Origin of the sequence: Flavobacterium sp. J27, from assembly GCF_004303025.1 — a bacterium.
In the GTDB taxonomy this organism is placed as follows: Bacteria; Bacteroidota; Bacteroidia; order Flavobacteriales; family Flavobacteriaceae; genus Flavobacterium.
The window spans coordinates 67,092-85,845 of record NZ_PJQW01000013.1; the positions used below are offsets into that span (position 1 = coordinate 67,092).

Below are 18,754 nucleotides of genomic sequence, written 5' to 3' on the forward strand. Positions count from 1 at the left end.
TGCTCTAAGAAAACTTAGAGCATTTTTTATGTCTTCATTACATCTAACTGAAATTGAACGTGTAGCAACCATTTCAAAAGAAGATTTCTACACAAACTATGTTAAAAAACAAAAACCAGTAGTTATAGAAAAATTAACTAGTGATTGGCCAGCCTATTCGAAATGGAACTTAGAATACATTAAAAATATAGCAGGAGACAAAACTGTACCTTTGTATGACGATAGACCCGTTTCTTACAAAGATGGTTTCAATGAAGCTCATGCCAAGATGAAAATGAGAGACTATATTGATCTATTAGTATCAAAACCTACCAATTATCGTATTTTTTTATACAACTTAATGAAAGAGGTACCTTCGCTTCGAAATGACTTTAAATGGCCCAAAATAGGACTTAGATTAGTCAAACAACTTCCGATGTTGTTTTTTGGAGGTCAAAATTCAAAGGTATTCATGCATTTTGATATTGATTATTCTAATATTTTACATTTTCATTTTCATGGTGAAAAACAATGTGTTTTATTTGATCCCAATCAAACTCCATATTTATACAAAGTACCTTATTCATTAATCTCAAGAGAAGATATTGATTTTGACAATCCTGATTTTGAAAAATTCCCTGCTTTAAAAAACGCAAAAGGCTTAATTTGCAATCTCAAGCATGGGGAAATGCTATACATGCCTGAAGGTTATTGGCATTATATGAAATATATTACTCCAGGTTTTTCAATGAGCTTAAGAGCCTTCCCGAGAAAACCTATCAACTTAACAAAAGCTGTTTACAATGTATTCTTTATGCGTTATTATGATAATTTCATGAGAAAAAGAAAAGGTCAAGCCTGGATTGACTACAAAAATGAACAAGCAATTATAGAGACTAATAAAAATATGTAATAAAAAAGCCACTTTTAAAAGTGGCTTTTTTATTACCTGCTCATTTCAACAAAGTATTTATAAAAAAGTGGAATAGTTTCTATCCCTTTTAAATAATTAAATACTCCAAAATGCTCGTTTGGAGAATGAATTGCATCACTATCCAACCCAAAGCCCATTAATATTGTTTTACTTTTTAATTCTTTTTCAAACAAAGCAACAATAGGAATACTTCCACCTGAACGAACAGGAATGGCTGGCACTCCAAAAGTTTCAGTATACGCCTTATTAGCTGCTTGATACCCTACACTATCTATTGGGGTAACATAACCTTGTCCACCATGATGTGGCTTAACTACAACTTTTACTGAATCTGGTGCAATGCTTTCAAAATGCTTTTTAAATAAATCTGTAATTTCCTCCCAGTCTTGGTTAGGCACTAATCGCATTGAAATTTTGGCAAAAGCTTTACTTGGAATAACTGTTTTTGCTCCTTCACCAGTATAACCTCCCCAAATTCCATTAACATCAAGAGTAGGCCGTATCGAATTACGCTCATTGGTAACATACCCTTCTTCACCACAAACAGCATCTATATCTAAAGCTTTCTTATACTTTTCTAAAGAAAAAGGTGCTTTTGCCATTTCTGTTCGTTCCGCTTCAGACAATTCTTCTACTTTATCATAAAAACCAGGTATCGTAATATGATTTTTTTCATCATGTAATGAAGCAATCATTTTTGTTAAAATATTAATTGGATTTGCTACTGCTCCGCCATATAATCCGGAATGCAAATCTCTATTAGGTCCAGTAACTTCCACTTCAACATAACTTAATCCTCTTAGTCCTGTAGTTATGGAAGGTTGTGTGTTTGAAATCATTCCTGTATCGGAAATTAATATTACATCATTTGCTAGTTTCTCCTGATTGCGTTCTACAAACCAACTCAAGCTCTTGGAACCCACTTCTTCTTCTCCTTCAATCATAAACTTCACATTACAAGGCAATGTATTTGTGCTTATCATATATTCAAATGCTTTTACATGCATATACATTTGACCTTTATCATCGCAAGCTCCTCTAGCAAAAATAGCTCCTTCTGGATGAATCTCTGTTTTTTTAATTACTGGCTCAAAAGGAGGTGAATTCCATAAATCAATGGGATCTGCAGGTTGAACATCATAATGTCCGTATACTAAAACTGTTGGTAAATTTTTATCAATGATTTTTTCAGCATAGACTATAGGGTATCCTGGTGTTTCACATAATTCTGCAAAATCGCAACCTGCTTTTTCCAAGCTAGCTTTAACGGCTTCTGCTGTCGATATTACATCGTGAGCATAAGCGCTATCCGCACTTACAGATGGAATTTTCAATAATTCTATTAATTCATTTATAAATCTTTCTTTATTTTTTTCTACGTAATCTTTTATGTTTTCCATTCTATTTAATTGGTTTGTATATCAAAGTTACAAAAAAAATGAGTTACCAAATATGATAACTCATTCTTTAAATTATAGTAACTTGATTTAGAAAATTATTTTTTTAGTAACTACTTGATTGTTATTTAAAGTAATCTTTACAAATAATGCTTGATTTGTAGCTTGCAAAGTTGTTATTGCAATTGAATTTTCATACACCTCTTTATTTAATAGCAGAGCTCTTCCTAAAACATCAAATATACTTATTGATTGAATAGCTATTTGCTCACTATTTATTACAATAGAACTATTATTTGTAAAGACGATTACAGCATTCTCACTCACAAAATCAGGAATATCTAAAACCACAGCATCTTTATAAACTATTTCGAAGCGATCTTCAAAAATTCCAGCTTGAGAACTAAAAGAGTAGGATGATTGTTTAATATCATGAATAACATTTAGATATTTGTCTTTTAAATATATATTTTGTAAATCAAATAAGCCATCCATATTTTCTAAATTAATAGAATATGTTCCAGAAATTTCAACTTTTAATCCTAATGTCACAATATCATTATCATCAAAAGGCAATCCTTTTCCTTGAATAACTAATTCTTCTGCATTTATTATACTATATAAATAAGTAGCATTAGAATTATCTAATATTTTCCCATCAATCAAAGTATCAAACCCAGAAGTAGCTCCTTCTTTGTATCCAATTAAGATTTGATTAAAAGGTGTTGTATCTCCATTTAAATTTAACCAAAAGCGATGCGTTTCAGAAGATGTATTTGCACTTCTAAAGAATTGTGTACTAGAAGAAGCATTTAGCCTTTGTTCATTACTAAATATTGCATTACCAAAATCATACGCTCTTACATAAAAACCTTGCCCAGTTTGAATTACTCCATTTGGAACACTTCCTCCTGCAGCTGAAGCAGTTCCTCCCAAAGTAGTATAGGATGCATAATTATTTGCTGGATAAGCTCCTCCACTAGCAGGAACTGTATGTGTCCAAAAATAAAGAGCACCTACGGTAGTGGCGTTGTCAGATAAAAATCGATCCGCATCTATAGGTGAAGCATATGGATTACCAATTAAATTATAACCTTTCCCTAAACTGGCAGACAAATCACCATTGTATGGAACCCCGTCATATTGACTATTAAATACTGTTGGGACACTTGAAGACCAGTTATTATCTACACGAATCATATATCCTTTCCCAGAGATAAAATTAGTGGATGGATCGACCGATTGATAAGCTGTTGGTGTAGTTGTTCCTGTATACAAATACTCATAAAAACGAGTAGGAATTGTATTTGGTGAAAAATCTAACAATTGTTGTCCTATAACCGGTGAAGCCCAAGCCGTATAATCTAAACGAATCATTGGTGCAGAACTTTTTTCAACAGTAATATCTCCTGTATTAACAGCATCTCCATCTATTTGTCTTAATGCTGCATTATTTTTTACAGTTAAAGTTCCTCCTGTATTTACAGTAACTTCATTTGTTATTACAAACGTATTTCCTGAAGTAATTACTACATTAGCACCAGAATTAATCACTAAAGAACAAGCTTCAATATCAGAAGAAGATGTATAATTCCCATTAAAAACAGCAACTACATTTCGTAAAGGTGTACCATTTGACCACGAAGAACCATTCCAAGTAGTTGTAATAACTCCGCAAGCATTAGGTGTTTCTTCAATTGTTGTTTCAGTAGTACAAATTTCGAAAGTTAAAGAATTTAGCGTTCCTGTATCGCCTTGATAACTATCCACAGCTAAAAAGGTCCAAGTTCCGTTGGCCGCTTTTCCATTATACACATTAAATGTTGATGAAGGCTGATATGTTCCTGGTCCTAAAATTGTATTTGTATTACCACTACAAGGTATAGCACTAGCCGCTTGAGAATCTAGAGTTAAATTATTAAATCCGTTTTGACTTGTACAAACACCATTAACATACAACACCTGTGTCCCGTCTGGATGATTCAAAGCTAATACGACATCTTGAATATAAGTATGGCTTACATTTAAATTAAGAATATTAACATCTGAAATAGTCCCTGCCATAGCTGGAACACTTGTCGTAAAACCTACAACGGTTCCATATCCTCCACCAGCTTGACCATCTGGAATGGCTAAATTTGGAGTAAAAGGATATTGATTACATGTTGTTGTCGTTGTTACCGTATATCCAATAGCAAAATCATTTGTATTAATCGCATAAAAATCGTTTCCTGTTGGTTCAATTAAAATCCTACAATATGGCGAAGCAATATTTGGTATAATAACGTTTTGAGTTCCATCATTTGGAGTATTACTTACTAAAGTTATAGGGAAAGTTTGCCCTCCATCAGTAGAAAGTTTAATATTTACATTAGCTGCACCAGTCATTGTATTAGTACTGTTTACTGACCAAGTTATTGTTTGTGAAGAACCTTGAGTATAAGAAATACCTGTTGTACTTTGAGAAGTCACAAGAAAAGGACCTTTTGTTCTATCAAAAGTTACTGCAACATTTGTACTTTTATTATTACCTCCACCAGGATGATTATCTCTTACAGTTAATCGAAAATTTAAGATTCTATTTGCACTTGCGTTATTAGGAATAATTTCCCATTGATTCCCTGTAATTCCATTAGCAACATGATCTTCTAATCTAGGAAAATGTCTTACACCATTATTTTTTGGCATAAATGAACGAAAATTAGGACCGTTAGTCTTTGTCTCCGAAGGATATGAAGCAGCAGCACCAACAGTAGTAGCATCATCAACTTGTTCCCAACAATAAGACAAAACATCACCAGCATCAGCATCAGTTGCTGTTCCTATTAATTTAAATGCTGTTCCTCTAGGTAATGTTTTGGCTGCCGTTGTACTTGGCACTGGCACAGCATTTGAAATAGCAACAATAGTTGGACATGATTTACTTTTTATGTTGGTTGTAATTTGCTGAATTGAACCAGCATGAAAAATTGGAATTGAATGATTAGCCACGTCTGTAGCTCCTGTTATTCCGGCATACCCCATAATAGTTACTCCAGATCCTGGTTCCATATTAACAGCGTTATTTTCAGAACTCATTGAAAAGGTGTGATTCCCTCCTAATTGATGTCCAATTTCATGAGCCACATAATCAACATCAAAGTTATCGCCTTCAGGTATTCCATCTGCAGGTGATGTAAATCCTTGTCCTTTAGAATTATCAGAAGAACAAACACATCCAATACAACCTGCATTTCCACCACCACCATCTGCACCAAATAAATGTCCAATATGATAATTAGCATTTCCAATGACTGATTGTAAAGTACTTCCTAATTCTCCATTCCAAGCACCACCAGACCCAGCTGCAGCATCAGAATAAGGGTCGGTTGCAGGATTATAATAAATTACATCTGTTGTATTAGCTATTAATTGCATGGTACAATTAAAATCTGCCTCAAAAATAGCATTTACACGGGTGTAAGTAGCATTATAAGCGGCTAAAACTAAATTAACTTGAGCCGCACTTGTTGCTCCAAAATAATTGGCATATTCACCAGTACAAGACTGGGCCATTTTAAAAACTCTTAAATTTGAATCGTCTGCATCTCTATTAGTATAATTTAACATTTCATCTGGATGATCCAATTTAGCCACAGCATCTTCTGTTGAACAAATAAAATTACCCGTTGACTTTGTAGATTTTAATTTATCAAAAATAATAACTGTTTTATGATCGGTAGATATAGGATCTATTATAAATGTAGTTTCTTGTGAGCCAGAACGTATAATAGCACTTATACCATTGTATGGAGAAAGACTAAATCGAATCACATTTGAAGGGTTTGATATTCCTTGCCCTACATAAGACCTAATTTCTGGGAATTTATTTTGCAAATCTGCTTCAAAATTTGAAGCTTCTAAGATTCTATATTGTTCTAAATCGCCTTTAATATTAGGGATAGAAACAATTACATTAGATATTCCTGAGAAATTTTCTCTACTTGGAACATGATTTAAATTGGATTTAAATTTTTGATAATCAAATTCAAATAATTTATATTCTAATGGCAAAGATGATCTGCGGTTTTTTTCAACGCCACCATTTCCATTTCTTTCGATTTTTTTCCACCCACTCTCCTTTTGAGAATATAATTGAAGAATTGAAAAAAAGATTGTTAATGAAAGTAATATTTTTTTCATTTTAGTCAGGTTAATAGATAATTTAATATTAATGTCAAGGGAACAAATATAAAATTATTTTAATATTTTTTTAGATTTAAACAAAAAAAACTGCTTTTCAGCAGTTTTTAAGTTAAAATAAACAAGAAAAATTAAAAAATAACCTTTCTTGTTATGGCAACTTTATCATCTAATTCAATTTTAACAATTAAAGTTGTGTTATTTTTATTTAAACCATCTATTATGACTTTTGAATTATTAATATTTTTTTTATCAATAATTTTTCTAGCCAAAATATCATACACTATAACTGATTTAATATTTGCACCAGACAATGTACTAATTTCAATATTTTGATTCGTAATCAATTGTATATTCTCATCAGTATTTACAAATATGTCATTTGATAATGCGGCGTCTTTAAAACGCAAAACAAATCGATTATTAAAGACACCTATATCAGAATTAAAATTATAGGGTGCTAATTTTAAATTATGAATAGTATTTGAATACAAATCTTCAATATAAATTTCTTGCTGATCAAAAAGACCGTCTACAGCAAAAATAGCGATACTATTTAATCCTGATTTTACAATGTTTATACCTAAAGGCACAGTATCATTATCGTTAAAAGGGAATCTTCCTTGAATACTCAAATATTTATCATTAATTATGGAGTAAATAGACGCTTCTGTTGAACCAATAGCAACAGCGTCATACATCCTATCTCTACCCATTGTTGCTCCAGAAACATAACCCACTAATGTTCTAGCCGATTTATTTGTCTCTGTAATCAAATCCAACCAAATTCTATTTTTCTCTTGAGTTGCTGCGTTTCTGTAAAATTGACTATTATCGTACGCTCTACTTCTTATCGCATTATTAAAAACAACAGTTTCAGAAGTCGCAGCACCATCGTTCATTATGGTAAAAAAGCCTTGACCTCCTGCTATATAACCATTAAAAGTACCTGGACCAGAACTTGTACCAGTACTATTATATATTATATAATCGTTAATAGAATAATTAGCCTGAAAACTTCCATAAAATGGATTCTGAATAGAAGTAGAAGGTGAAATTCCATGTGTCCAAATTCTTACAGCTCCTTCAATATTTGTATTGGCAGCAAGAAAATCTATTGCATTAATTGAAGAAGGATACGGATTTCCAATTAAATTCAAATTATCATCTAAATTAGTAATCGTTATTCCGTTTGTACCACTATAATCAGAACCCGTATAATTACCTCTTTGAATTATTGTTGAAATCACTCCATTTCTAGGCAATCCATTAAATGTATTTGAAAAAACATCTCTCATAATATAACCAACTCCTGATTCCATAGTGGTACTTAACGCATAATTCCATGTTCCCAAACCTCCATTTGTATTAATTGCAATTGGATTCCAAACAAACACATGACCAGTACTTGGTGTGTCAAATCCTTCTACTGGAGAAGACCAATATACATAATCAAAAGTAGAACCTGTTGTATTTCTTTCGTAAGAAATATCCCCTGTATTTACTCCTAAATCATTTATCTGTATTAAAGAACCATTATTCAATACATTCATAACACCATCAACAGTTAAATTGTTATTTACTTGTATGAAATCATTAGCATTAACTGTTACTATTTTTCCTGGTTCTATATTTAAGTTTCCTGTTGCAATTAAATTATTAGACGTACTTGTTGTGAAATTATTGTTCAAAACAACATTATAAAATATTTCTGTTCCTACTGGAGTAACTGCATTAATAATTTGATCTATTAATCCTTTAAAAACAACCGTTCCATTTCCTTCATCAAAGGCACTTTCTCCAATATTATTTGTCCAATTCCCATGAAGTAATAACCTTCCATCTATTGTCCCACTATTTGAGTCGTCCATATCAAGAACTCCTGTTGTATCTAACAACAAATCTCCATAAACTTCTAGAATATTGTTGTTACTTCCATAAATTTCAACCTTACTTCCTAAAATATCTATGTTTTTACAAGTAGCTAAATCGGAGTAATCATCAGAATAGGCTGCAGTATAATCAATTCTTGCTACATTAGTAGCAGAAGTAGTAACAATTACATCTGTATTAGCATCAGGCACAGCTAAACCAGACCAATTAGCACAATTAAACCAATTCGTATCAACATCTCCTACCCATTGACCTGAAGGATTACTTGGTCCAATTTCAAATGTTCTACCTGCACTTGTTACAACAGTATTACTTGGGTTCAGATTGTATCTCCCAGTTCCTAAAGTCCAATTATTAGAAACATCTGCAACAGCATTAATAATTTGATAAAGAGAAGCGATTCCATGTTCTTTGTCATTTTCATAATAACCACTTACTGCACTCGCACTAATGCTTTCTACATTAAAACAAGTTAATGCTGAAGGCAATCTAGACTCTCTTGGATTTGAAGAGGTTGTTGAACTTGAACCACTACATGCACTTGTTAATGGAACCCATGCGGCTCTATTGGTTAATCCATGCAATAATGTGCCAGTCAAATAATAATTGGCCTGATTGGCATCTATACTTCCGTCGGAAGTGAATCCTCCTTGTACTAAATACATTTGATCAGGTGAACTAGTAGAAATATTAGGAGTAAGAAATGTTCCTCCAATAACACTACCTGAAAAATCAGATGTTCTACTACTTGAAATATTGTTCGTAATTACATTAATAGTTCCAAACCAATTTGAAGTTCCATTAGTCACAATCTGTAAAACAGAACCAGCAGGAATTAGAGTACTCCCATTATAAGTAATCTCAGCTTGATAAGGAGCTTCACTTGGATCGTCTCCTCCACCTCCCCATTTATTAGTTCTTATACCAGCTGCTGCTCCTGCTTCATATCTAGAATTTACAATTGAGAAAACCGTACCTGGTAAAATATCAACTAATGTTGCTACTAAATATTCATCTTCTGCTCCACTACCATTAATTTGCCCGTCATAACCTGTAAAAATTAATTCTCCAGGTCTAAAAACAGTTCCACCTGTAGCTGAATTTGAAGCTATCGCTAAAATATCAAAATTATATAATGACTCATCTGAATCGGAATTAGTAATAGTAATTGTATTGGTAAACAAACCAGCTACAGCACTATTAAATGTAACTGTAAAGAATGTTGACCCTCCTGCAGCAATGGTACTTACACTAGGTTGCGTTATTGTAAATTCTTGCGGTAAAGAAGTATCAGACAAAGTAATTGGCAAAGACAAACTCAAATCAGTTGTCCCAATATTTTGAATTACAAATGTTTGTATAATATTAGTATTAATTAATGTACTTCCGAAATTGGTATTATCAGTTGAAGAAGGAGTTGTGTCTCCATCAACTATGGTTACACCGTTACCAGTAACATTAATTTCTGGTCCAGAAGGTGGCGTTCCACAAAAAACACTAACATCTTGAATATACCAAGGCGATGTAGTAGAAGAAGACTTTCTAAATCGAATATACACTGTAGAATAAACAGTGTAAGAAGATAAATCAACTGTGCATGATGTAGTTCCTCCACTAGTAGTATTTCCTAAATTATAGGTAGCAACAGTAGTAAAAGAACCTGTTTGAGTAGTTGTAGAAACTTCAATAAATAAATCTTTAGCACTAGTATTAGTTGTTCTTCTTAAATCGAAAGTTAAAGAAGTAGGGTTAGATAAAGAAACAGTTGTTAAGTCTCCATTAGTTGCTCCAAAAACAGCTTCTCCACTAGAATAAGAGATTGAATTATCTAACCAACCAGATGGTGCACTAGAAAAAGTTGTTTGACTTAAACATGGACCTGTAGTTACTGTTAAAGTAGCTTCTGAAGAAGTTACATTTGTACAAGGAGCTGTACCCGATATGAGTACACGGTATAGATAACCATCCATTCCTAAAGTAGTAGCAGGCGTAGTATAACTATTTGAATCTATTCCAATATTTGACCACGTACTACCTCCATCAGTAGATACTTGCCATTGATATGAGGTAGCATTAGTAGCTACAACATTAAAAGTAGCTGTTGCTCCTGTAGTAGTAGCTTGATTTGTAGGTTGTGTTGTTATTGAAACAGGATTAATTATGGTAACTCCTTGTGATACTGAATTAGTAGACCAACAAGACCCATCAAATATTCTTACATAATATGTTCCTGAGGTCAATGCGGTATAAGAGGTTGTCGTAGGAAAAGAAGTATCTGTTCCCGTAGCATTCGTTTGCCAATAAGCGGTTGCACTTGGTGAAGAATATATTAAACTGGAAGAACCACAAGCGGAAGTAACGGAAATAGTACCACTTGGATCTGCTGGGGGCGTACAAGCAGAATAAGTTGTCCATGAAATATCATCAATTTTAATTTGTGCTCCAGAAGTTCGCAATTCTAAAACAACATTTCCCGATACATTAATGGGTTGGTTATACGTAACTACAGCATCTGAAGTAGGAGAAACAGTAATTGTCGCTCCAATTTGAGATCCGTTTACCCAAACTTGGATACTTCTACTACTAGTTCCAGTAAAGGCACGAACATAAGAAAAATTCAAAACCCCCATTCCGCCTACATAAGTTGGAGAAGTTATGGTTCCTGAACCACTAGTACATATAGCTTTACCATTTAATGTTTGATCAGTTCTAGCAGCGGTTGCATTCCAAGTTACACCATCAGTACCTGTCCATGTTCTTGACAAATAAGTTCCGGTACTTGCTGTTGGAATATTGGAAAAATCTTCTAAACCTTGCGCACACGCAAAATACCCCATAAAAAGGGTAATTAGTAGTAATCTTAGCTTCATTGGTTAATAGCTTTAAAGATTTGGTTAATAACAAAATAGCCTTTAAAAGTAGACAAAAATATTTAATAATACCTATTTTTGTTCAAAATTAACTTTACTAAATCGTTAAGACTTTGAATAAAGAAAATAAGGCAAAGCTCTCATTACAAGATATTCTTACTAAAATGGAATATTACTGCTCCTATCAAGAAAGGTGTTACAAAGAGGTAGAAGAAAAACTTTTCTCATATCGGGTTACCTCATCTGAAAAAGAAACTATTCTTATCTATTTAATCGAAAATAATTATATTAATGAAGAACGTTTTGCAAAAAGCTTTACCAGAGGAAAGCACAACTATAAGCATTGGGGAAAATTGCGAATTAAAAACGAGTTAAAATTCAGAAATATCTCCTCAAAAATTATCGAATTAGCCTTACAAGAAATTGATGAAGAAAAGTATCTAAATAATTTTAATACTATTGCTGAGAAACATTGGCATACCATAAAAGAAAGAAAAGGACCTAAAAAAAATAAGAAATTTTCCGATTATTTTCTCCGTAGAGGTTATGAAAGCTATCTTATTTATGACAAACTACAAGAGTTAGACAAATAGCACTTTTTCTTTCTTTACAATCAAAGACCAAAGAAATTAAACAATTATAGCATTAATAGTATCTTTGCAAAAAAAATCACATGTTAGAAGATAAAAATCAAAAAAAAACAAGCTTAGCTGAATTAGGAGAATTTGGATTAATAGATTATTTAACGAAAAGCATCGCTATTAATCAAGAATCTACCATTAAAAGCATTGGAGATGATGCTGCCGTGCTTAATTTCTCAGATAAAAAAGCAGTCATCTCTACCGATTTATTAATCGAAGGTGTTCATTTTGACTTAGCCTACATGCCATTAAAACATTTAGGTTATAAAGCTGTAGTGGCTAACATTTCAGACATTTGTGCCATGAATGCAAAACCAACTCAAATTACAGTTTCTTTAGCCATGTCTAATCGATTTCCTTTAGAAGCTATTGAAGAATTATATGAAGGAATTAAATTAGCCGCTAAAATCTACAATGTAGATATTATTGGAGGCGACACTACTTCCTCACAAAAAGGGTTAATTATTAGTATCACAGCTATTGGAGAAGTTGACCTAGATGATGTCGCTTATAGAAATGGTGCAAAACCAACTAATTTATTAGTAGTAACTGGAGATATAGGTGCTGCCTATATGGGTTTGCAGGTTTTAGAACGTGAAAAACAAGTATTTCAAGTTAATCCAAACAATCAACCCGATTTAGAACAATATTCGTATTTAATAGAAAGACAATTAAAACCTGAGGCAAGAGCAGACATCAAAGAATTATTAGCCAAACTAGATGTTAAACCTACCGCTATGATTGATATTTCTGATGGACTATCTTCGGAAATATTACATTTATGCAAACAAAGTAATGTGGGTTGTAATTTATATGAAGAAAAGATTCCTGCGGATCCTCAATTAATATCAGTTTGTGAAGAATTTAATTTAGACATTACTACAATCGCCCTAAGTGGTGGTGAGGATTATGAATTACTCTTTACTATTGAAATGGAAGATTTTGATAAAATTAAAGCCAATCCCAATTTTTCAGTTATCGGTCATATAGTGGAAGAAAAAGAGGGTGTTCATTTAATTACGAGAGCAAATACCAAAATTCCTTTAAAAGCAAGAGGATGGAATGCTTTAGAAAACTAAACTTTAAATATTACACAAATAAAAATCCCAAATTGTATTAATTCGGGATTTTTTTATTTAGTTATAAAACTATACTTATTTCATTTTCATCAACCAGTTTCTCATAGAAACTTCTCCATTGATAATTTCTCTTAGTTCTGTAATAGCAACACGCTGTTGTTCCATAGAATCTCTATAACGAATCGTTACTGTCTTATCTTCTAATGTTTGATGATCCACAGTAATACAAAACGGTGTTCCTAATGCATCTTGTCTTCTATATCTTCTTCCTACTGCATCTTTTTCATCATAAGCTACATTGAAATCCCATTTTAAATCTTCAATAATTTCTCTAGCAATTTCTGGCAAACCATCTTTTTTAACCAATGGTAAAACGGCTGCTTTAGTTGGCGCTAAAACAGAAGGTAAACGCAATACTGTTCTAGTAGAACCATCTTCTAAAGTTTCTTCTTGTAAAGCAGTAGAAAAAACGGCTAAAAACATACGATCTAAACCAACAGAAGTTTCCACTACATAAGGAACATAACTAGAATTTGTTTCATTATCGAAGAATTGTAATTTCTTACCTGAATATTCTTCATGCGCTTTTAAATCAAAATCAGTTCTGGAGTGAATTCCTTCTAATTCTTTAAATCCAAATGGAAAATTAAACTCAATATCAGCCGCAGCGTTTGCATAATGTGCTAATTTTTCATGATCATGAAAACGGTAATTTTCAGCTCCTAAACCTAACGATTGATGCCAAGCCAAACGGGTTTGCTTCCAATACTCATACCATTGCATTTCCTCGCCTGGCTTTACAAAAAACTGCATTTCCATTTGTTCAAACTCACGCATTCTGAAAATAAATTGTCTTGCTACAATTTCATTACGAAATGCTTTACCCGTTTGCGCAATTCCAAAAGGAATTTTCAATCTTCCTGTTTTTTGTACATTCAAAAAGTTGACAAAAATTCCTTGAGCTGTTTCTGGTCGTAAATACAAATCCATTGCTGTATCAGCAGAAGCACCTAATTTTGTAGCAAACATCAAATTGAATTGCCTTACTTCTGTCCAATTTTTAGAACCAGACTCAGGACAAGCAATACCTAATTCTTCAATCAATGCTTTTACATCAGCTAAATCATCATTTTCTAATGAACGAGCCATACGTTGCAAAATAGCGTTTTTTTGATCCAAATAACCCTTGACACGCTCATTTGTAGTTACAAATTCAGTTTCATTAAAAGCGTCTCCAAAACGAACTTTGGCTTTTTCTATTTCTTTCTGCGCTTTTATATTGATTTTTTCAGCATAATCTTCAATTAAAACATCAGCACGATATCTTTTTTTAGAATCTTTATTATCAATTAAAGGATCGCTAAAAGCATCTACGTGACCCGATGCTTTCCAAGTAGTAGGATGCATAAAAATTGCAGCATCAATCCCTACAATGTTCTCATGCATTTGCACCATTGCTTTCCACCAATACTCACGTATATTTTTCTTTAATTCGACACCATTTTGTGCATAATCATATACTGCACTTAGTCCGTCGTAAATTTCGCTTGACGGAAAAATAAATCCGTATTCCTTTGCGTGCGAAATTACATTTTTAAATAAGTCATCTTGTTTTGCCATGTTGCAAAAGTAAAAATAGGTTTTAAATATAGAAAAGATTTTTTGTGAATAATTTGAGTATTATTCATATTCAAAAATAGTTGTGCCAATTTTACAGAAAGAATTGTAAATATTGATAATATATTTTCCTTTTATTGTTTTTTCAGCCTCTAAATCAACATATGTACAAACGTCTATATCTTTTTTATTATACATCGTTTCCGTTTTAGCACTGTAAACCAATCTGATATTGTCTTGTTCTAAAAAAGTATCTTCAACTGAAATAATCTGATTTTTAGGATTCACAACTTGTATATACAAATCTTTATTTCCGTTTCGAACAAACTCATTCCCTTCTAATGTGAAACAAACTCTAATTTGCTGAATTCTTCTATTTCTAGATTTAGTATATAAATCAGATAAGATTTTAACACCTCTTACATTCAAATTAATTGCATTTAGATTTTCATGCTTTACTTTAATATATTTCTTTTTATCAGATTCTAATTGACCTAATAATTTTTTATTGTGAGTAATGGTATTATTAATAGCTATTATTTCTTCGGAGTCATCTGCAATTTTAGCTTTTAAAATTGCAATTTTAGCGTCTGTATCTTTGGATTCTTTACCTGAAGAGGTACCTGGATTAGGACGATATTCTCTTGAATCAACCAAGGCTTTGTCTATAATTTTCCTTATTTCTGAAGAATCTTCGTTTTTCGTTACAGTAGTTACAGAATCGTATTTTCTAAGAATTTCATCAAACTGATTCTGCATTAATCTATTTTCTGTATTAGATTGATCTATTAACTTATCATACTTTACAGAAATATTTCGATATCCAAAAAACAACAATAATACTAAAAGCACTAAAGCAGTGATAGAAAATTTCACAATTGTTTCCTTTTTGGATATCATTAATTTTAATTTTGATTAAATTAACTGAATTTTAAGTTTCTCTAATTTTATTATCGGTGTAATGCATAAAAATCTGTTAAAGTTATTATTTCCAACACTTTGTTATGGCTGCAAAGACCTTTTATTAAACAATGAAAAAATAATTTGCTCATCCTGTATTCATGATTTACCCTTAACACATCATCATTTATTAAATACTAATGATACTATGAATAAATTTTATGGCATAGTAGATTTGGAATTTGCCTATTCTATGCTGTACTTTCACAAAGAAGGTATTGTTCAAAATTTAATTCATCAATTAAAATATAAAGGAAAACAAGAAATTGGAACTTATTTAGGATTGAATTACGCCTTACTTCTAAAAGGATTAAAAGAAAAACATAAAATTGACACCATCATTCCTGTTCCTCTTCACCCTAAAAGACTAAAAGAAAGAACCTACAATCAAGTTGAAACATTTTGTATGGCTTTATCCAAAGAATTAGATATTCCATATAACAACAATTTACTTTTTAAAAATGAATACTCTAAAACGCAGACCAAGAAAAATAAATTTGAAAGACAAGTTCGTAATAAAAATTTATTTGAAGTACGAAATGGTTCTGAATTCAAAGGGAAACATTTTCTCTTAATTGACGATGTGATTACTACTGGAGCAACTTTAGAATCTTGTGCAAAAGCGTTATTAAAAATACCTAAAGCTAAAGTTAGTGTAATCACTATAGCTTATACGCAATCATAAAAAAAATTAAAAAATTATGTTTAGACTAAATATAGTTGTTATTTTGTAACGCATTATTTCAAATTATAAATGAAAAACATCTATTTTATTATAGTTACGCTAGTTTTAGGTTTGAGTATTTCAATCAGTAGTTGTGCCAAAAGAGGAACAATTAATGGTGGCGCAAAAGATACTATAGCACCTAAAATCATCTCTAGTAATCCAGAAAACTTCCACACAAATTTTCAGGGAAATGAAATTAAAATCACTTTTAATGAATTAATAAAGGTAAAAAACATTAATAAGCAATTAATTATTTCACCACCTTTAAAAAAACAACCTATAATCATTCCGCAAGGTAGTGCCAGTAGATTTATTTCTGTAAAAATACAAGAACCTTTAAATCCAAACACAACATATAGCTTTAATTTTGGACAAAGTATAACAGATAATAATGAAGGAAATCCCTATTCTCAATTTAAATACGTTTTTTCGACAGGCAGTTATATTGACTCCCTTAGTTTGGTTGGAAAAATCAAGGACGCTTACGAAGAAAAACCAGACAACTTCGTTTCTGTTCAATTGTATGATGCTAAAACATTTAAAGATTCCACAGTATTTAATGAAACCCCTTTATATGTAACAAACACCTTAGATAGTTTAACCTTTTTTGCTTTAGAAAATTTAAAAGCAGGAGATTATAAAGTGATTGCATTAAAAGACAAAAACAACAATTTTAAATTTGATCCTAAGACAGATAAAATTGGATTTTTAGAACAAACTATTTCTTTACCAAATGATACTATTTATGAATTAGAACTTTTTAAAGAAATAACAACTTTTAAAGCAGACAAACCGATTCAACAAACAAACAATAAGCTATTTATGGGTTTTCAAGGTAATCCCAAAAATGCAACAATAACAGCTGTTGCAAATAATGAGAATATCCCTTTAAAAATAACTAAATTTCCAGATAAAGGAAAAGATTCTATTCAATTATTCATTCCTATTGTAAAAGCAGATTCATTAGTTATAAATATTGAAAACGGTTTGTATTCTAAATCATTTACTACCAAGATAAAAGAGTTAAAAGAAACCGATTCTCTTTCCATTCAATCTCCTCTAAAAACGCTCAATTTTAGAGATTCTCTTACATTAAAAACAAAAACCCCATTACTTTCTATAGATAAAAGTAAAATTAAATTAATAGACAAGGATTCAACATCTTTAGACTTTACTTATACTTATAAAGAGTTTGAACAAGAAATTGTTTTTGATTTCAAAAAAGAAGAAAATCAAAAATACACTATGGAAATACTTCCAAATGCTATTGAAGATTTTTACAACACTAAAAACGACAGTCTTTTATTTTATTTTGATACCAGAGCACTTTCTGATTTTGGTAATCTGAGAGTACAAGTTAAAAATAGCAATCGTTATCCTTATATTTTAGAGATTTTAACTGATAAAGGAGTTGTTGTTGCCTCACAAAGTAGCTACACAGATGCTCCAATATTTTTCGAATCTATTGAACCTCGTATTTATACATTAAGAATCATATACGACGACAACAAAAATGGAGTTTGGGATACAGGAAATTATTTAGAACAAAAACAACCTGAACAAATTATCTATTACTCTAAAAAAATAGATGTAAGAGCCAATTGGGATGTAGAACAAGAATTTTTAATTGGAGAATAATAATTAAAACACAAGTTGAAAAGAATCTCTATCGTTCAAAAAATTGAGTTTTTCTCTTGTTTCTAGCATAGTCTCTTTGTGGATTTCGGTTATAAAGAAACCTTGTTCACTAGTACAATTCATAATTTCATTTCCAAGATAATCAATTACTTGCGAATTCCCTATATATTCTAAATCATTTTCATCTATTCCTATACGATTAACCCCAACAGTAAAAACCATATTTTCAATAGCTCTTGCTTTTAATAATGCATTCCATGCATTAATTCTTGGTTTGGGCCAATTAGCCACATATAATAGTAAATCATATCCCTCTACATTTCTACTAAAAACTGGAAAACGCAAATCATAACAAATCAAAGGGCAAATTTTCCACCCTTTATAATTGATTATTTTTTTACTTTTACCTTTTGCATATATTTTATCTTCTCCTGCTAGTGAAAATAAATGTCTTTTATCATAAAACTCTAAAGAACCATTAGGAAAAACAAAAACCAAACGATTGTAGTAATGTTCATTCTCTTCAATAATTAGACTACCTGTAATTGCTATTTGTTTTTCTTGAGCTGTTTTTCTTAACCATTGTATGCTATCACCATCCATTGTTTCAGCCACACCAGAGGGAGTCATAGTAAATCCAGTCGTAAACATTTCAGGCAACACTAAAAGATCAAATGTTTCATCACAGGCATCTAAATATTCTTTCAAAAACTGCTGGTTTTCTGCTGGTTTTTGCCAAATTAATTTCGTTTGAAAAATAGCTATTTTCATTTTTTTTGGGATAAAATACGGCATAAAATTAGGAAAATAAACTAATACTCTTAATTAAGTTTTACT

At 31.5% G+C, this 18,754-nt stretch carries 11 protein-coding genes; 5 read left to right on the forward strand and 6 right to left on the reverse strand.

Features of this window, described 5'->3' with window-relative positions; all coding sequences use genetic code 11:
• The first annotated feature begins 28 nt into the window (after positions 1-28).
• Positions 29-892: a cupin-like domain-containing protein gene (locus CX675_RS16385; RefSeq protein ID WP_130736329.1), complete on the forward strand. Its 864-nt coding sequence runs from the start codon at positions 29-31 to the stop codon at positions 890-892.
• A gap of 32 nt (positions 893-924) precedes the next feature.
• Here CX675_RS16385 and CX675_RS16390 read toward each other — a convergent pair whose 3' ends face one another.
• The 3 genes from CX675_RS16390 to CX675_RS16400 form a co-directional block, all read right to left on the reverse strand.
• The gene (locus CX675_RS16390) at positions 925-2,313 is read right to left on the reverse strand and encodes a dipeptidase (RefSeq protein ID WP_130736330.1); all 1,389 of its coding nucleotides are present in this window, start codon (positions 2,311-2,313) and stop codon (positions 925-927) included.
• An 87-nt stretch (positions 2,314-2,400) separates the two neighbouring features.
• Complete coding sequence (locus CX675_RS16395) at positions 2,401-6,492, reverse strand: reprolysin-like metallopeptidase (protein WP_130736331.1); 4,092 nt, start codon at positions 6,490-6,492, stop codon at positions 2,401-2,403.
• Between the two features lie 131 nt (positions 6,493-6,623).
• Positions 6,624-11,255 carry a choice-of-anchor D domain-containing protein gene (locus CX675_RS16400; RefSeq protein ID WP_130736332.1) on the reverse strand — a complete coding sequence of 1,544 codons (4,632 nt, stop codon included), beginning with the start codon at positions 11,253-11,255 and terminating at the stop codon, positions 6,624-6,626.
• Positions 11,256-11,368: 113 nt separating this feature from the next.
• Between CX675_RS16400 and CX675_RS16405 the strand changes: the two genes are divergently transcribed.
• Together CX675_RS16405 and thiL are read left to right on the forward strand one after the other, a co-directional pair.
• Entirely contained in the window at positions 11,369-11,848 is a 480-nt protein-coding gene (locus CX675_RS16405) for a regulatory protein RecX (protein ID WP_240723672.1), read from the forward strand.
• An 80-nt stretch (positions 11,849-11,928) separates the two neighbouring features.
• Positions 11,929-12,975 (forward strand): thiamine-phosphate kinase, encoded by a 1,047-nt coding sequence (gene thiL / locus CX675_RS16410; RefSeq protein ID WP_130736333.1) that lies wholly within the window; start codon positions 11,929-11,931, stop codon positions 12,973-12,975.
• Between the two features lie 75 nt (positions 12,976-13,050).
• On the opposite strand, the gene CX675_RS16415 is transcribed toward thiL, so the two are convergent.
• Together CX675_RS16415 and CX675_RS16420 are read right to left on the reverse strand one after the other, a co-directional pair.
• On the reverse strand, positions 13,051-14,595 hold the full coding sequence (locus CX675_RS16415) for a glycine--tRNA ligase (protein WP_130736334.1): 1,545 nt from the start codon (positions 14,593-14,595) through the stop codon (positions 13,051-13,053).
• Between the two features lie 60 nt (positions 14,596-14,655).
• Complete coding sequence (locus CX675_RS16420) at positions 14,656-15,492, reverse strand: hypothetical protein (protein WP_130736335.1); 837 nt, start codon at positions 15,490-15,492, stop codon at positions 14,656-14,658.
• 61 nt (positions 15,493-15,553) lie between these two features.
• On the opposite strand from CX675_RS16420, the gene CX675_RS16425 reads away from it, so the two are divergent.
• Both CX675_RS16425 and CX675_RS16430 read left to right on the forward strand, forming a co-directional pair.
• A complete protein-coding gene (locus CX675_RS16425) occupies positions 15,554-16,237 on the forward strand; it encodes a ComF family protein (RefSeq protein WP_130736336.1) in 684 nt (227 codons plus the stop codon).
• A gap of 69 nt (positions 16,238-16,306) precedes the next feature.
• The gene (locus tag CX675_RS16430) at positions 16,307-17,917 is read left to right on the forward strand and encodes an Ig-like domain-containing protein (RefSeq protein ID WP_130736337.1); all 1,611 of its coding nucleotides are present in this window, start codon (positions 16,307-16,309) and stop codon (positions 17,915-17,917) included.
• A gap of 3 nt (positions 17,918-17,920) precedes the next feature.
• Here CX675_RS16430 and CX675_RS16435 read toward each other — a convergent pair whose 3' ends face one another.
• Entirely contained in the window at positions 17,921-18,688 is a 768-nt protein-coding gene (locus CX675_RS16435; RefSeq protein WP_130736338.1) for a nitrilase family protein, read from the reverse strand.
• Positions 18,689-18,754 lie beyond the last annotated feature (66 nt).